The following is a 16,415-nucleotide window of genomic DNA, read 5'->3' on the forward strand; positions in this document are numbered from 1 at the left end:
CGATAAAAATTACATCTTTACCGGGCTGTTTTTTTAGAGAATTCGTTTGTTTCTGGTATCAGAAATAAAAATAGTGATCCACCAATAGCGCGGTAAACAGCAACGCCAGATAAATTATAGAGTAGCGGAAAGCCTCCCTGGCAATTTGGTCAGTGTAGTGCAAGTAGATCCTGATAGCGTAATAAAGAAATATTGCATCAAGAATCAGCACACTTACGAGATAAATCAAGCCACTCATCTGAGTGAGATAGGGCAAAACTGTAGCGATACAAAGAATGATTGTATAAAGTAATACATGCAGGCGAGTAAACTCCTCACCGTGTGTTACCGGGAGCATTGGCATCCCAATTTTTGCATAATCTGACTTACGGTAAAGCGCCAGTGCCCAGAAATGTGGAGGTGTCCAGGCAAAAATAATGAGGAACAATAACAAGGCATCAGCTGAGATTTCCCCTGTAATTGCTGCCCACCCCAATACAGGTGGCATAGCGCCAGACGCCCCCCCAATGACGATATTTTGTGGTGTGAGTGGTTTGAGTATTACAGTGTATATAATTGCATACCCTACAAATGTGCCGAGAGTTAGCCACATGGTCAAAGGGTTTATCCATTGGTGGAGAATGAAGAGCCCAAGCCCGCCAACCATTACCAGAAAGAACAGCGTTTCAGGAACACTTACTTTTCCCTGGGGTAAGGGTCGTCCCTTTGTTCGAGCCATGATTGCATCAAACTTATACTCAACCAGGCAATTAAGCGCGGCAGCTGCGCCGGCAACAAGTGATATTCCAATCGTACCCAGGAGCAACTTGTCTAGGGGCACCGCGCCAGGGACCGATAAAAACATACCAATCACAGCAGTGAAAACGATTAGAGAAACTACTCGTGGTTTAGTAAGTCGGTAAAACTGCTGAATACGCACAGTCGCCTGTTGCCAGACTAATGGATTTGTTGACATCACTCACTCCTTATGAAACTAATTCATAGTTACAGATGTTATGGCACCTGTTTGCTTTCTTTCACTAATATGCTATCTGGGAATCTTCAGCTAATACTCGGGATGTGAAAGTTTTAGCAATCTTTTCAAATCTCCAATCATCTTTTTTGGATCTGGATCCTTGGGATATCTCATCATTAAATTCCCCATCGGATCGATAACATAGATGTGATCATCCTGTCTGCTCACAAAGGGGAATTCATCCAATAGATTTCTTCCCTGTGCAAGAACCAATCTAGTACCTTCATATTTATCCATTATTTCAGGATCAGGTTTGATATCGTCATTAATTAACCATATTCGCTGAACCTTATCCTTATCAACATTCTGAGCCAAGCGAATTTGTCTCATTATGTAAAGTTTTTCCTGACAATATCCATCACACTTTCCCGAGTCAATCGTCAATAAACTCCACGTGCCTTTTAATTGACGACTTCGGAAGATTGTGTTGTCTTTGAGATTTGTTGCTGTCCCCTGTAATGGTTTGACTTCCAGTAACTCACCATAATTTACGGTTTGGTCCGGACGGAAATCCCATCGGTGCAAGATGGATGAGATTACGATTGGCGATAATATCACCAGTATTAATATAATTAGAGTAAGTCGACTACGCGTTACTTTTTCGTTTGACATTTAATACAATGTAGATGATAAAAGTCATTGCGGCGAATGAGAACCACTGAAGAGCGTAACCTGTATTTCTTGAAGAACCGGAATCCGGATTTCCCCATTGCCTAATTAAACCATCGTCTGTTGCATCATTTTGCTGCAATAGTAACAAAGGTTGCAAGGTAAGACCGGTCATGCCTTGATAAGTATCCAGGTCAAAATTTTGCCAAACGTTACCTTTAATATCATCGTCTGAAAGCGATAGCGTTTTGATTGATGGTGATACTACGATTCCGAGGATATGAACCAATCCTTTTGGGGTGCGAATATTGGGCAAAACTGACCGGTCATTACCTACAGCTACCCAGCCCCGATTGACCAATATATCTATTGAGCTGTTCGCTAATCGTAGGGGCGTAAGTACATGATAGCCCGCAATTCCCTGATGAATTTTGTTATCAAGAAATATACTCCGCTCCGGATCAAAATACCCATCAACTTCAACTCGACGATATAAATAATCGTTTAGCTTTACAAGTGATTCTGGAATTATAACGGGTGGTTGCTGGGCATAGTATTCTATAAGAGAAAAACGATTATCTTTTTCCTCTGCTCTGGATAATTGCCAAAAACCCAGTTTCAAAAAGACAGCGATCGCAAATATAGTAACTATTGTTGACCATAGCGATGGCTTGAATTGTTGTAGAAAACCAGGCATCAGATAGCCTTGTACACAACCATATAAATTTTTAAGGTTCGATTCTTTATCTGACAGAATCGAACCTTTTCTCCGTTATTTACTTCTACGAGTTACAGTAAATAGACAAATATAAACAATGCCAACCAAACAACGTCAACGAAGTGCCAGTACCAGGCTACCCCTTCAAATCCAAAATGGTGTTCCGGCGTAAAATGGCCGTTCAAACTTCTGAAGAAGATTGCGATCAACATAATTGTGCCAACCGTTACGTGGAATCCATGGAATCCCGTTAACATGAAGAAAGTTGATCCATATGCACCACTGGTCATCTTGAGGTTCAGATCAGCATATGCATGTCCATATTCATATATCTGGAAACCAAGGAACGTGATACCCAATGCTATAGTCGCAAATAACCATAGCTTTAAAGCACCGCGGTCATTCTTTTTTAATGCCCAATGTGCGAGAGTGATAGTGATACCAGAAGTCAGCAACAACGTCGTATTGATGGCAGGGATTCCCCATGCTCCCATAGGGGTAAATTTCTCATCAAATCCCGGCCCGGCTGTAGGCCATCCTCCGGCAAAATCAGGCCAAAGCAGCTCCTGTCCGGATCCAGCCAGCCAAGGTACTGAAAGAACACGCATATAAAACAATGCACCAAAAAATGATGCAAAGAACATAACTTCGGAGAAAATAAACCATCCCATACTCCATCTGAAGGATTTATCTTCTTGAACCTTATACTTGCCTGCTTCACTTTCAAGTGCAACTTCTCGGAACCAGCCATAAATCAGGAAGGCGAGTATGGCCAACCCAGTGAGCAACATGCCATATCCAAGAGGCAATTTACTCATAGTAAATGCAGCCCCAAACGCCATGAAAAAGAGAGCCGCTGTTCCTATGATTGGCCACTTGGATGGAGAGGGTACATAATAACCCGTTCCTTGACTCATATAATCTTCCTCCTCATTATTAAACTTAACCTGCTACAAGCCCGACTATTGATAATTAATTTAAAATAAAACTGCATGCTATGCAAAGTTACTGATTATTGTTGAACTTGGTATAAATAAAGCCAAACAATCTCTGTAACTTGAAATAGAAGAGTACCACTTAATAATACCTTTATTTGTGCACACCCCTGTTTAATTAGCTTTAACTTTGAAAAAGGTATATGAAATTGTCGCGGTATGAATATCGTCAGGCATTTCTGGATCTATCAGAAATCTGACTGGTAATTGCTTGGTCTCCTTACCACCGAGTTCCTGTTGTGAGAAACAAAAACACTCAACTTTTTTCAAATATCTTTCAAGGTTTTTGGGGCTGTAACTTGGGATAGCCTGCCCAATTTGAGGCTCTTCAGATTCGTTACTGATTTCATACATAACTTCTGTAAGTTTGCCAGGATGTAAACGAATATGAGATTGCAGTGGCTTAAATTTCCAGGGAAGTCCACGTATATTTGCATCTAACTGTAAATTGATCTCCCTTGTAATATCTACTTTGATCTTTTTAGATACTGTATCCGGACGTTCTAGCTCGTATATACCGGTTACTTCACAGAATTTCTTGTATATAGGTACAAGCGCGTAACCAAAACCAAACATAACCACACTAAAAATAAGTAATTTTTTTAATATATCTATGTTGCTGGTCTTGGTCACGTCTTGTTTTATTCCTATTTAGATACAGCGGTTACTATAAAAACTACTATTACCAAGATAACTAGAATTGATGCAGTACGTAATTTTCTGCGTTGTAATTCTGTATCCTTATTTTCAGTCATTTCTATACCTGCTTATTTAACGACAGGTGGTGTTTCAAAACTATGGTATGGAGCTGGTGAAGGCAAATGCGTCCATTCCAAAGTATGTGCCCCTTCCCATGTTTTATCTGCAGCCTTTTCTCCACCACGTACACATTTAACAACAATGTATACAAATAGCAGCTGTGTCAATCCGAATCCAAATGCACCAATACTGGAAATCATGTTGAAGTCAGCAAATTGGAGTGCATAATCCGGGATTCTACGAGGCATACCAGCTAATCCAAGGAAATGCTGAACAAAGAATGCTACATTAAAGAAAATCATTGACAGCCAGAAATGCCACTTACCCAATGTTTCGTTGTACATATGACCAGTCCATTTTGGTAACCAGTAGTATGCACCTGAGAATAATGCAAACAATGCCCCCGAAACCAACACGTAATGGAAGTGCGCAATGACATAGTATGTATCTTGTACTTGCACATCGATTGGGACTATTGCGCAAACAACACCGCTGAATCCACCAATAACGAACAGAACGATAAACCCTATTGAAAACAACATCGGTGTTTCAAAGGTCAAAGAGCCTCGCCACATGGTTGCGGTCCAGTTAAAGACCTTAACGCCGGTTGGTACAGCAATCAACATCGTTGCGTACATGAAGAACAGTTGTCCAGTAACAGGCATACCAACAGTAAACATGTGATGCGCCCATACAAAGCAAGATAACAATGCAATTGCGGCAATCGCATAAACCATTGATGTATAACCAAACAAAGGTTTACGTGAAAATGTTGTAATAACCTCGGAAACCACACCAAACGCCGGTAATATCATGATATATACCTCCGGGTGTCCGAAGAACCAGAAGATGTGTTGAAACATAACCGGGTCACCGCCGCCAGCAGCATTGAAGAAGCTTGTACCAAAGTTACGATCTGTAAGGACCATTGTCACAGCTCCAGCCAATACCGGCATTACCAATACAAGTAGGTATGCAGTAATTAACCAGCTCCACACGAACATTGGCATCTTCATCAATGTCATGCCTGGTGCGCGCATATTCAAGATGGTTGTAATGATGTTGATAGAACCCATAATTGAAGACATTCCAAAGACATGCACTGCAAACAACATCATGTCCGTCCCCATACCACCTTGTGTGGATAGTGGTGGGTAGAATGTCCAGCCACCGGCCGCTGCCCCGCCGGGCACAAAAAATGAAGTTATTAATAACAATGCTGCAATCGGCAACAACCAGAAACTCCAGTTATTCAGACGAGCAAAAGCCATATCTGGGGCACCTATCATTAATGGTATCTGCCAATTCGCAAATCCCACCCACGCTGGCATTACGGCACCAAATACCATGATCAGGCCATGCAATGTGGTAAATGAATTAAATACTTCAGGCTCCAATATCTGAATACCAGGCATAAAAAGTTCTGCTCTGATACCCATGGCCAAAAAACCACCAACAAACAACATAGCCAGACTAAAACACAAATAAAGCGTTCCGATATCTTTATGGTTGGTAGTGGTTAGCCAACGCATTATACCGGTCGGATGATCATGTGTATGGCCATGTACATCTTGTATTACCGCCATTATCTTCTCCTTTTTTAATCTAATTTGATCTATATCCCGACTAACCGTATCTGGATATATCAGTTTTTACTCGCCTCATTTTTAACGAGCGCTGTATTCACAACTGCAGCTGATGCGGTTTTTTGCCTCTCCGCAACCCACTGACTATATTTTTCCTGTTCCATTACTTCTACGACTACCGGCATAAATCCATGTTCCTTGCCACAAAGCTCAGCACACTGGCCACGATAGATACCTGGCTTTTCGACTTTAAACCATGCATCACGAATAAATCCAGGTATAGCGTCTTGCTTTACGCCAAGCGCAGGTACCCACCAAGCATGGATGACATCATTGGCTGTCATGAGTACTCTAATTTTCTTGCCAGTTGGTACTACCACACGATTATCCACTTCCAGCAAATAATTTTCCCCCTTAGGCGCCTGGTTACGGATCTGATCCTGAGAAGTAGACAACTGACTGTAAAAACTGATTCCCTCACCTTCTCCTTGAATGTAGTCATATCCCCACATCCACTGATATCCTGTGGCCTTGATGGTAATGTCTGCTTCACTTGTATCTTTCATTGCAATAATTGTTTTGGTTGCTGGCCATGATATTGCGATTAAGATCAATACAGGAATAGCTGTCCACACCAGCTCAACAACCGTGCTGTGATGAAAATTTGCTGCTTTATAGCCAACCGATTTACGGTGCTTGACAATGGAATAACCCATCACACCGAATACACCGACAAATATTATCAGACAGATCCATAAAGCCATTATGTGCTGATCATATATCTCCTGTGCAATCGGAGTCTGTGGTTCAGGCAGGTTATACTTGCTTGATATCGCCAGCCCTGAATAAGAACCAAGAACTACAAAACTTGATAGCAACGCCATCAACTTACTACCCTTCATATCTTACCCCCCACATTAATTACCAAATCAATTTCAGCAGCTCGCCTGTGATCCTGTAGCATCTCCACGCCTCACAATTAGCTGCTCATAAGAATATTTGCCTAGCCGTTTAGCCGAACCAACAAACAGAAGCAGGAGCCGAGTGACGATTTTTTTGGGGCAATCTTAGCATCCAGACGCTGCTTGCACAAGAAGGAAGATGCATGATTTTTATAGAAAAAATATCCATGTAATTATCATGGATATTGCTCTTTTTATCTTCTTGTATCCCAATACCCTTTGCTGCCTTGAGATATTTTTTATTTTGTCATTTTGTATGGAGTTTGTTCGTCTACAAATATAGAGAATTTGATAAATAATTTACTAAAACCCTTGTGATAAAGTGGATATATGCGGCAGCTTGAGAATCGAATTGCAACTTTTGTCTCCTCAAGGTAGCCTAAGTTGCTCACATTCATTTAATTTTTAGTGAAGATAAAGGATATGCAATCTGATTCCAAATATGCAGTTCCTGTATTCCTGATTCCTGTATTAAAGGCATTAAGTCCAAATATACGTAACAAGGTGTTGAGAAATACTTATTTGATGCGTGCATTAACCATGATTCCAACCATAGCTGGCTCAGCTATTGGCGTTAATACAGATTTTTCGTTCTTGGCACAATCTCCAATTATGGGTTCACATATAATGCTGGCCGCAATGATTGGTTTAATGTTTGCTGTCAGTGCTACACGCAACAGCATTGGAGGCGTAATTCTTCTTTCCTTGTTTACCTTTGTTGCCGGGTGGTGGTTGGGCCCTTTGCTTCAGTATGCGCTACAGTTTAACAATGGTACCCAGCTGATTGGTCTTGCTGCTGCAGGAACCAGTATCATTTTTTTACATTGGCAAGCGCGGCAACGGTAACTCGTAAGGATTTCGGGTTCCTTGGTAATTTTTTGCTGGCCGGACTGATATTGGTTATTTTAGCTTCTCTGGTTAATTTATTTCTGGTAATCCCGGCAATTTCACTGGCTATTCCAGCTGTAGCAATACTGGTTTTCTCTGGGTTTATCTTGTTCGATGTAAGCCGGATCATAAATGGCGGTGAAACCAACTACGTTATGGCGGCACCGGGTATTTATCTCAGTCTATATAATTTGTTTATAATAAATCTGGTGCAGTTATTGCTTGCCTTGCTGGGTGAAGAGGCTGAAGTTAATAGCTTGATGAAAAACAAATAAACTGTCTGCATTAATTACTGAAGCGCTGTTTGTTGAGAGGGCGAGGTTTACCGCATGTGCCAAAAATAATCTGTAAGAGTTGTGTGGGGGCGTATGTGATCTTGATTTGGCCGTATCAGCAATCATCAGTTCAGCTCTGTTAAAAATTCTGGCAAGCAGGAACTTTGTTTATTTTATCTTTTAGCAAGAGGAGTTTTTTATGCCAACGACTATTGTTCATATCAAGGGAATGACTTGTGGAGGGTGTGTCAGCAGTGTCAAGGCCGTATTAGAAAAGCTTCCCGGGGTAAGCAATGTTGAGGTATCTCTTAATAATGGACAGGCAGTCGTTCAGCATGATGGCTCGTGCGAAGATATAATTTTTAGCCAGGTAATTGAAGGCGCCGGATTTGAAGTGGTCAGACAGCAACTGTCATAATGATATAGAGGTAATTGGCTTTCGGTGTTGCATGCCCGCTCGATTCTTTTAGACATCAATGAGTGATACAGGTTAATCCTGTATCATCGCGCTTTTTCACTTCTTTCAATCTTATCAATCTGCATGAAAAACGTCTTTCTGGACTTTGAAAAAGGCATTGAGGAATTTGAGGCAAAAATAGAGCAATTGCGCTTTGCCCAGGATAATTCTGCATTGGACATCTCGGCTGAAATCACTCGCTTACAAGCAAAAAGCCAAGGACTGACCAAAAGTGTTTATGCAAAACTAACACCTTGGCAGATTTCACAAGTGGCACGTCATCCTCTACGCCCGTCCACGCTTGATTATATAAAACATCTATTTACAGATTTTGAAGAATTGCATGGTGATAGAAATTTCGCGGATGATCGGGCTATTGTTGGTGGACTGGCGCACTTTAACGGTCAGACTGTTATGCTGATTGGGCACCAGAAAGGACACGATACCAAGGAAAAAATCTATCGTAATTTTGGCATGCCCAAGCCGGAGGGGTATCGCAAAGCACTCCGACTCATGCGTCTTGCAGAAAAATTCTCGATTCCACTGATCACCTTTGTTGATACACCAGGCGCCTATCCAGGTATAGATGCCGAAGAGCGTGGGCAATCTGAAGCTATTGGTAAAAATCTTTATGTTATGGCAGGGCTTAGGATCCCTATTATTTGTATTATTATCGGCGAAGGTGGATCAGGGGGGGCACTGGCTATTGCTGTGGGTGATACCAGTCTGATGCTGCAATATTCAGTCTATTCAGTAATCTCGCCGGAAGGGTGTGCATCTATTTTATGGAAAAGTGCGGACAAGGCATCCGATGCAGCTGAGATACTGGGTATTACTGCCGACCGCCTCAAAGAAATGGCCCTAATCGATACCATCATTCCCGAACCTGTTGGTGGTGCACACCGTGACTACCCGGCTGTGATGCAATCCGTCAGGCAGGCATTGCAAGAATCACTACGGAAATTGCAGGATATTCCTTTGGAAACATTACTGCAGAAACGCCTTGATCGGCTGCTTGGATATGGCAGATTCAAAATCAATAAACCCGATTAATGATATAACCAGCTGTTTTTTCCATAATCTGAATGCACAAATCAGGCCTGGTGATTGTCTGGTAGTTGCTCTGAGTGGTGGCGTAGATTCTGTGGTATTGCTACACCTGCTTATAAAGTTTTCCAAATTAATGCCACTGGATGTATCTGCAATTCATGTTGAACATGGTATCAGCACATATTCAGGTCAATGGAGTGATTTCTGCCAAACACTTTGCGACAGTGTTGCTATTCCCTTATCAATTCATCGATTAAAGATCAGCAAGCAGCCACAGGAAAGCCTGGAAGCGATTGCCAGAGAAGCTCGTTATCAAATATTCAGGCAAATTCAGGCAGATTATGTCTTGTTGGCGCAACATCAGGATGATCAGGTTGAGACATTGCTACTGCAGCTATTGCGTGGTGCAGGTGTTAAAGGGCTCAGTGCTATGCCGACAGTCAGATTATTTGAATCAGGCAAAGCCATCAAATTACTCAGACCCTTACTTAATGTTCCGCGCTCAGAAATCATGAAATATGCAAAGTTGCATGGTTTGTCATGGGTAACCGATGAAAGCAATCTGGATGTTTCTTATGACCGTAATTTTTTACGGCACCGGATTTTACCTTTAATAGAACAGCGCTACCCCTCTTACCGCAAGATATTGTCCAGATCTGCCCGACATCTTGGTGAAGCAGCTCATTTACTGGATGAACTGGCAAAAATAGATGCTGAAAATACTATGATCGTAGATAAATTGAGCTTGCGAGGGCTGCGTGAGCTTGATCTAGCCCGTGCTGGGAATTTGCTGCGTTATTTGTTAGCACAGCAAATGGTGCGGTTGCCAAGTTCCGCAAAACTGGAAGAGATTTTGCGTCAGCTGCATAACATACAAGCTGATACCCATTTTCAGTTCGAGGTAGATGCTTTGGAAATTCGCTGCTACCGTGGACTAATCGAATTTCTGCCTGCTGATTCCCTGTCGGAATCAATATCGCCTGTTATCTGGCAAGGCCAGCAACGCTTGGCTATTGAACCATTGAAAGGCATACTTGAGTTTACTCGGCAAGACAACGCGGGAATTGACCTGGCCAAACTGGATCAGCAGATTGTTACAATCCGTTCACGATCCGGTGGAGAACGATTCCAGCCAGATTGTAAACGTCCTCGTCGCAGCCTGAAAAAAATTCTACAGGAAGCCTCACTTCCTCCGTGGAAGCGCAACACATTGCCGTTACTTTTCTGTGGGGATCAGCTTGTCTGGGTAGCTGGAATCGGCATCGACTGTAACTTTCAGGCACCAATGGGAAGAGCCGGGCTAGTGGTAACATGGCGCCCCGATCAGACCAATCAATCTTCAATTCACTGATATATGTCAACGATCTTGATTACCGGCGGCGCCGGTTTTATAGGAACAAATTTCATACTGGATTGGGTCAAGAATACGGATGAGAATATCGTTAACCTTGACAAATTGACCTACGCTGGAAATCTGCATAATCTTGTTTCACTCACCAATAATCCTCAGCATATCTTTGTGCAGGGGGACATCTGCGATAGTGAGAGAATATCCACTCTCCTTGAACGCTATCAACCTCGTGCCATTATTCATATGGCGGCAGAAAGCCATGTGGATCGCTCTATCCATGGGCCCGAATATTTTATTCAGACCAACATCACCGGCACATTCCGGTTGCTGGAAGCAGCTCGTCATTACTGGGGAGATTTGTCTGTCTCACGCAAGGAAAATTTCCGATTCCTGCATGTTTCTACAGATGAGGTTTTCGGCACATTAACCAAGGATGCTCCTGCATTTACTGAAAATCACTGCTTTCAACCTAATAGCCCTTATTCCGCCAGCAAGGCCTCCAGTGACTGTCTTGTCCGTGCCTACCACCATACTTATGGCCTGCCGGTACTGACTACACATTGTTCCAACAACTATGGGGCATATCAGTTTCCTGAGAAACTGATTCCTCTGATGATCGTCAATGCTCTAGCAGGCAAACCGCTGCCTGTTTATGGGGATGGCCAGCAGATCCGCGACTGGCTGTATGTAAATGATCACTGCCAAGCTATTCGTGTTGTTCTGGAAAAAGGACAACCAGGGGAAACCTACAATATTGGAGGCTGGAATGAAAAAAGTAATCTTGAAATCATACACACCATTTGCGACGTACTTCAGCAATTTCAACAAAAAGATTATCGCGCACTAATTACTCATGTGGCTGATCGCCCTGGCCACGATCGTCGCTATGCGATCAACGCACATAAAATAGAACGAGAACTTGGCTGGAGGCCGCTGGAAACATTTGAGACTGGTATCCGTAAAACTATTCAATGGTATCTGGAAAATCATGACTGGGTTGCAGAAGTGCAATCGGGCGACTACCGGAAATGGGTTGAAATTAACTATACCGGGCGATCACAGTGAAAATATTGCTCTTTGGTAAAAATGGCCAGGTCGGCTGGGAGCTACAGCGTAGCCTGGCTCCGTTGGGCAAATTGATTGCGCTGGATCGACGGGATTTACACTATTGCGGCGATCTGACAAATCTGGCAGGAATGACACATACGCTGCAGGCTATTCGCCCTGACGTTATCGTCAATGCAGCAGCGTATACCGCGGTTGACCAGGCAGAAAATGAGCCAGAACTAGCTTTTCGCATCAATACCGAGGCGCCTGAATTACTAGCGCAACTGGCTGAACAAATGGGTGCCTGGCTGATTCATTATTCTACCGATTATGTATTCGATGGTAGTGGTGAGCGCCCATGGTTGGAAACAGATCCAACTTTACCCGTTAATATTTATGGCCAGAGTAAATTACGGGGTGAAGAATCAATCCGGAAATCAAACTGCAAGCACCTGATTTTACGCACCAGTTGGGTCTACGCAGCTCGCGGAAAGAATTTCATAAGAACCATTTTGCGACTCGCGCAAGAAAAAGAGCAGCTGACAATTATTGATGACCAGATCGGAGCGCCTACAGGTGCGGAACTACTGGCTGATGTAACAGCTCAGGCCATTCCACAATTACTGAGGCATCCTGAAAAATCAGGTATCTATCATGTTACGGCTAATGGAGAAGTTTCCTGGTGCAACTACGCACAATTTTTGCTGAACTTTGCTTGTGAACACAATCTTCTGGTCAAGGTCCGCCCAAGTGCAGTCACTCCGATTCACAGCAAGGCTTTTGTAACGTCTGCCAAACGCCCTTTAAATTCGCGTTTGAATACAGATAAGTTGCGCAATACTTTCAATCTCTATCTCCCACACTGGCAAACCGGAGTGACTCGTATGCTAAGTGAAATTTACTCACAGTAAAACCAGCACTCAGCGGATAAGCCACGCAAATCTAGTATCGGTCAGTAAATCTGTTGCGACCCGACCAAACCGCTTGGCAAAGCGTTCTGTAATCCCTTCCTGAACGGTATAATCAACGATACGTTCTGCCTGAATCACTTCGCGAGCAACATAATCCATGCTGCCTAAGGCATCGGCCAGACCCAACTCTATACTTCTAGCTCCTGTCCAGACCATACCGCTAAAAATCTCAGGATTGTCTTTCAAGCGATCCCCTCTGCCATCCTGAACGACCTGGATAAATTGCTGATGAATTTCCACCAGCATTTTCTTGGCGTGTTCTCTCTGTCCAGGGTCGGAAGGCGAGAAAGGATCAAGAAACCCCTTGTTTTCTCCAGCTGTCAACAAGCGACGCTCTATCCCCAATTTTTCAAGCGTCCCGGTAAATCCGAATCCATCCATGAGTACGCCAATTGATCCTACGATACTGGCCTTATCTACGAAAATTTTGTCCGCTGCAACAGCGATGTAATAACCTCCCGAAGCGCAAATATCTTCAACTACGGCATATAAGGGAATATCAGGATGCTGTGTACGCAACCGATGAATTTCATCGTTAATAGAGCCAGCCTGAACCGGGCTGCCACCAGGGCTATTAATCCGTAATATCACAGCAGCTGTATTTTTATCTTCAAATGCTTTTTTCAGTCCGGTATTAATATTTTCTGCGCTGTTTAAACCATCCGCAGTAATTTCACCGCGCAAATCAACCAGTGCAGTGTGCTTGCCAAAACCACCTGTTGCTTCGGTATCTAACCAACCTAACCCCCAAAAAAGTAGCGTAAATAAATAAGAAAAGGTTAGCAAGCGGAAAAAAATACCCCAGTTGCGTGCTTTTTTCTGCTCCTTCAGAGAGGAAAACACCAAATCCCGCAGTGTTTCTCTCTCCCATTTTTCCTTGTTGGTATTTTCTGTATCAGCCATAAATATTAGTCACTCACCCCGGTCAATTTATTGAACTGATCCACCCCGTGTTTCCGAAACGTAGATCTCTACCCTGCGATTTCTTGCTCGACCTGCGGCGGTATTATTCGAAGCAACCGGCTGATACGAGCCGCGGCCATCAATCTGGATTCTCTGAAAAGGAACGCCACGACCTGCCAGGTATTCACGCGTACTGGCCGCACGATTTACGGATAGAGGATTGTTGACAGCATCGCTACCAGTATTGTCGGTGTGCCCGACGATAGTTACGTGAGTGCCGGGATTATTCAATAAACTAGTTGCAAAACTGTCCAAAATTGGACGAAAACCTGGTTTGATCTGGGCACTCCCTGTATCAAATGAAATATCACTGGGGATGTTCAACATCAGTCGATTATCTGCTGTTTGCGACACCATCACACCTGTACCGGCAGTGGCATTTTCCATCTGAATTTTTTGTTCTTCCATTCTTTTAGACCACAAATAACCGGCACCAGCTCCTAATGCAGCACCAGCACCGGCACCAATCGCGGCACCTTTTCCACCTCCGGCCAATGCTCCTATTGCTGCGCCTGTGCCTGCGCCAAGCAATGCACCTGTGCCGGATCCTCGCTGGGTTGCGGTCATGTCGGCACATCCAGAAACAATAAATCCAACCAAAGATGCTGTTATTACTATTGCTTTATACATAAATCCACCTCTCTTTTTGAAAGAAAATCTAGTTGTACTGTAACAGAAGTAATTGGAAAAATAATTAACTATCATTTTTTCTTTCAGTCTGGTTATTTGACCCGGAATTACTAAAATAAAACCACCAGCTTGAGATCCTCACTAAATATCTAGCTAGCTATTATCCGGAATGGTACAGTCCAGGTAAAAAAATCTGTATTTGGAAAGACATCTATTTTTCAAAATTCTGATCGTTGATCTGTATATCCACCGATAGACTCTGAATCCAGCCGGACAGATTGTCTTTAGTTTGTACATGAAGCCAATTACCGTGGTAGGAAGTGGCGGTTAGATGTGTATTTTTTTTCAGTAAGCTGATCACCTTGGAATGGCTGTCTGGATCTGTTCGCAGGCTGCTGTCCTGGGTGACAAGCAAGAGAATTGGGGCGTGAAAAGATAATACAGCATCTTGTGACTCCAGATTTCTTCTTGCTGAATTGCTTATAGCATCAATAAATTCGCCAGATTGTGCTGCGTGATTCATTGCGTTGCTGTAATCTTTTTGTCTGTAGGCTTCCATCGCCGCATCCAGCGAGCGTTGTGCCAGGGATTGGAAAGCAATATCTGCTTCACTTTGCCTGGTTTGTTTAAGCGCAGCCATGGCCACCTCAACCTCAGCTATTTTTGAGGCAGTTTCTGGTTGTGTAGCCAGTCTGTGCAGCTTGTGTTTGGCACGACTGATTTCACTGGCTGTTTCCTGCAAAGCCTGCACTTGATCCAGCTCGCGGGCATTTAGCTTCCGGATCAACTCATCTCTTTCTTCAAGCATCTGTTTTAGAACAACAATTTCTTCTTGATACAGCCGATGGCAGGGTAACTTCTCCGGGATCGGAATAATTTCCATTTTCTCTGTTTTTTCTGCATTCGCTGATTTAAGATTAATAGATTGTCTTGATACAAGAGGTTTTTGCTGCAGATAAGATGCACACCCTCCCATCCCCGATCCCACGGATATCAAAATTAATACAGTTAGTAATTGTTTGTCTTGGGATTGACAAAACCTTGGCATCTTTGCTTAATCTCTTTAAATTAATATATAACGAAAAGCGCTGATGGACCCACTCATCTAAATCGGCTATCTGAAGTTAAACTTTAGCGAGAAAATAGAAAATATTTCTGACCCAAATATTATTTACATAAAGTTTGCCGTGTTTTTCAGACAACACATCAATTTTTATCATCATTCTAATTTTTAACCACTACAGCTTGAAATGCGCTATCAGATAATTCGCTGGATATTAATCCAGCTTGTCTCGGTATTGGTAATTGTTACTGCTGCAATTATCATACTGGGCGAGATTGTGACTGGATCGGCACCTACTGCCGTGGAGACCTTGCTCCCGGATTTCCCGGTGGAAGCGATCCAGATCCCTGTGAATAATGATTATGTTGTACATGGCTGGCTGGCACGTGGGATAAACGGGCATGGTGCCGTTTTGCTTGTACACTCGATGCGCAGTAACCGGCTTGAAATGCTGGGCCGTGCGAGATTTCTCAATAGCCTAGGCTACCATATACTCATGATCGACCTGCAGGCACACGGAGAGACGCCGGGAGATCGCATCACCTTCGGCGCGCGCGAGTCAGCAGATGTCGCTGCTGCAGTAACCTATCTCCGGGACACTTTTCCGCATGATTGCATCGGCGCCATTGGCGCAACACTTGGCGCAGCAGCTATTGTGCTGGCTGATCCTCCGTTGAAACTCAATGCCATGATACTAGAATCATTACACCCCACTTTCACGGAAGCAGTTGCAAATCGGCTTAGATTGCATTTGGGTGAATTTGGGGAAAGCCTTCAGTTTCTGCTGCTTCCTTATTTTTCCTTTTTGCTTGAGCTGCCGGTGGATAACTTAAATCCCGTCGAACGGATTGGCAACCTCGCCGTTCCCGTGCTGTTCATCACGGGAACGCTTGACGAACATACAACTCAGTCTGAAGCAAGAAGGCTGTACGACGCAGCGCTGCCTCCAAAGGAGCTCTGGATTGTCGAGGGTGCGGGTCACTATAATATGCATACCTATGCAGGTGAAAGTTACGAAGAACATATCGCTGATTTTCTTTCGATTTATCTGCAAAGACGATAATTCTTAGAACTCA

16 protein-coding genes and 1 pseudogene are annotated in these 16,415 nt (G+C 43.4%); 7 read left to right on the forward strand and 10 right to left on the reverse strand.

All coding sequences use genetic code 11. The features are described 5' to 3' along the window. Positions 1 to 58: 58 nt before the first annotated feature. The 7 genes from cyoE to coxB form a co-directional block, all read right to left on the reverse strand. The gene (cyoE, locus tag ACZ5EJ_RS11130; protein ID WP_011635371.1) at positions 59 to 955 is read right to left on the reverse strand and encodes a heme o synthase; all 897 of its coding nucleotides are present in this window, start codon (positions 953 to 955) and stop codon (positions 59 to 61) included. A 90-nt stretch (positions 956 to 1,045) separates the two neighbouring features. After that, the gene (locus ACZ5EJ_RS11135) at positions 1,046 to 1,345 is read right to left on the reverse strand and encodes a hypothetical protein (protein WP_242500178.1); all 300 of its coding nucleotides are present in this window, start codon (positions 1,343 to 1,345) and stop codon (positions 1,046 to 1,048) included. 256 nt (positions 1,346 to 1,601) lie between these two features. Continuing rightward, positions 1,602 to 2,321 carry an SURF1 family protein gene (locus tag ACZ5EJ_RS11140; RefSeq protein WP_011635373.1) on the reverse strand — a complete coding sequence of 240 codons (720 nt, stop codon included), beginning with the start codon at positions 2,319 to 2,321 and terminating at the stop codon, positions 1,602 to 1,604. 92 nt (positions 2,322 to 2,413) lie between these two features. After that, positions 2,414 to 3,259, reverse strand: a complete 846-nt coding sequence (locus ACZ5EJ_RS11145) for a cytochrome c oxidase subunit 3 (RefSeq protein WP_011635374.1) — start codon at positions 3,257 to 3,259, stop codon at positions 2,414 to 2,416. A 192-nt stretch (positions 3,260 to 3,451) separates the two neighbouring features. Further along, positions 3,452 to 3,970 (reverse strand): cytochrome c oxidase assembly protein, encoded by a 519-nt coding sequence (locus ACZ5EJ_RS11150; protein ID WP_011635375.1) that lies wholly within the window; start codon positions 3,968 to 3,970, stop codon positions 3,452 to 3,454. A gap of 134 nt (positions 3,971 to 4,104) precedes the next feature. After that, the gene (gene ctaD, locus ACZ5EJ_RS11155; protein WP_074456127.1) at positions 4,105 to 5,682 is read right to left on the reverse strand and encodes a cytochrome c oxidase subunit I; all 1,578 of its coding nucleotides are present in this window, start codon (positions 5,680 to 5,682) and stop codon (positions 4,105 to 4,107) included. 59 nt (positions 5,683 to 5,741) lie between these two features. Further along, the gene (gene coxB / locus ACZ5EJ_RS11160) at positions 5,742 to 6,584 is read right to left on the reverse strand and encodes a cytochrome c oxidase subunit II (RefSeq protein WP_074456126.1); all 843 of its coding nucleotides are present in this window, start codon (positions 6,582 to 6,584) and stop codon (positions 5,742 to 5,744) included. 600 nt (positions 6,585 to 7,184) lie between these two features. On the opposite strand from coxB, the pseudogene ACZ5EJ_RS11165 reads away from it, so the two are divergent. The 6 genes and pseudogenes from ACZ5EJ_RS11165 to rfbD all read left to right on the forward strand — a co-directional run bounded on the left by ACZ5EJ_RS11165 (position 7,185) and on the right by rfbD (position 12,623). Further along, positions 7,185 to 7,807 (forward strand): annotated as a pseudogene (locus ACZ5EJ_RS11165) (Bax inhibitor-1 family protein). A gap of 199 nt (positions 7,808 to 8,006) precedes the next feature. Next, entirely contained in the window at positions 8,007 to 8,225 is a 219-nt protein-coding gene (locus ACZ5EJ_RS11170) for a heavy-metal-associated domain-containing protein (protein WP_074456125.1), read from the forward strand. A gap of 123 nt (positions 8,226 to 8,348) precedes the next feature. Then, entirely contained in the window at positions 8,349 to 9,317 is a 969-nt protein-coding gene (locus ACZ5EJ_RS11175) for an acetyl-CoA carboxylase carboxyltransferase subunit alpha (RefSeq protein WP_011635379.1), read from the forward strand. Next, complete coding sequence (tilS, locus tag ACZ5EJ_RS11180) at positions 9,286 to 10,665, forward strand: tRNA lysidine(34) synthetase TilS (RefSeq protein ID WP_074456124.1); 1,380 nt, start codon at positions 9,286 to 9,288, stop codon at positions 10,663 to 10,665. The genes ACZ5EJ_RS11175 and tilS overlap by 32 nt, the downstream gene beginning before the upstream one ends. Positions 10,666 to 10,668: 3 nt before the next feature. Then, a complete protein-coding gene (rfbB, locus tag ACZ5EJ_RS11185) occupies positions 10,669 to 11,730 on the forward strand; it encodes a dTDP-glucose 4,6-dehydratase (RefSeq protein WP_011635381.1) in 1,062 nt (353 codons plus the stop codon). Beyond that, positions 11,727 to 12,623 (forward strand): dTDP-4-dehydrorhamnose reductase, encoded by an 897-nt coding sequence (gene rfbD / locus ACZ5EJ_RS11190; RefSeq protein WP_041353591.1) that lies wholly within the window; start codon positions 11,727 to 11,729, stop codon positions 12,621 to 12,623. Before rfbB ends, rfbD begins: the two co-directional genes overlap by 4 nt. Positions 12,624 to 12,632: 9 nt before the next feature. Here rfbD and ACZ5EJ_RS11195 read toward each other — a convergent pair whose 3' ends face one another. The 3 genes from ACZ5EJ_RS11195 to ACZ5EJ_RS11205 form a co-directional block, all read right to left on the reverse strand. Further along, positions 12,633 to 13,586, reverse strand: a complete 954-nt coding sequence (locus ACZ5EJ_RS11195; RefSeq protein WP_011635383.1) for a S49 family peptidase — start codon at positions 13,584 to 13,586, stop codon at positions 12,633 to 12,635. Positions 13,587 to 13,613: 27 nt separating this feature from the next. Continuing rightward, a complete protein-coding gene (locus ACZ5EJ_RS11200) occupies positions 13,614 to 14,276 on the reverse strand; it encodes a YiaD family glycine zipper/OmpA-like lipoprotein (RefSeq protein WP_011635384.1) in 663 nt (220 codons plus the stop codon). 211 nt (positions 14,277 to 14,487) lie between these two features. Further along, a complete protein-coding gene (locus tag ACZ5EJ_RS11205) occupies positions 14,488 to 15,159 on the reverse strand; it encodes an SH3 domain-containing protein (RefSeq protein WP_240142311.1) in 672 nt (223 codons plus the stop codon). Positions 15,160 to 15,526: 367 nt separating this feature from the next. On the opposite strand from ACZ5EJ_RS11205, the gene ACZ5EJ_RS11210 reads away from it, so the two are divergent. Beyond that, a complete protein-coding gene (locus ACZ5EJ_RS11210; RefSeq protein WP_011635387.1) occupies positions 15,527 to 16,402 on the forward strand; it encodes an alpha/beta hydrolase in 876 nt (291 codons plus the stop codon). Positions 16,403 to 16,415: the final 13 nt, after the last annotated feature.

It is taken from the genome of Nitrosomonas sp. TNE100, assembly GCF_055387135.1.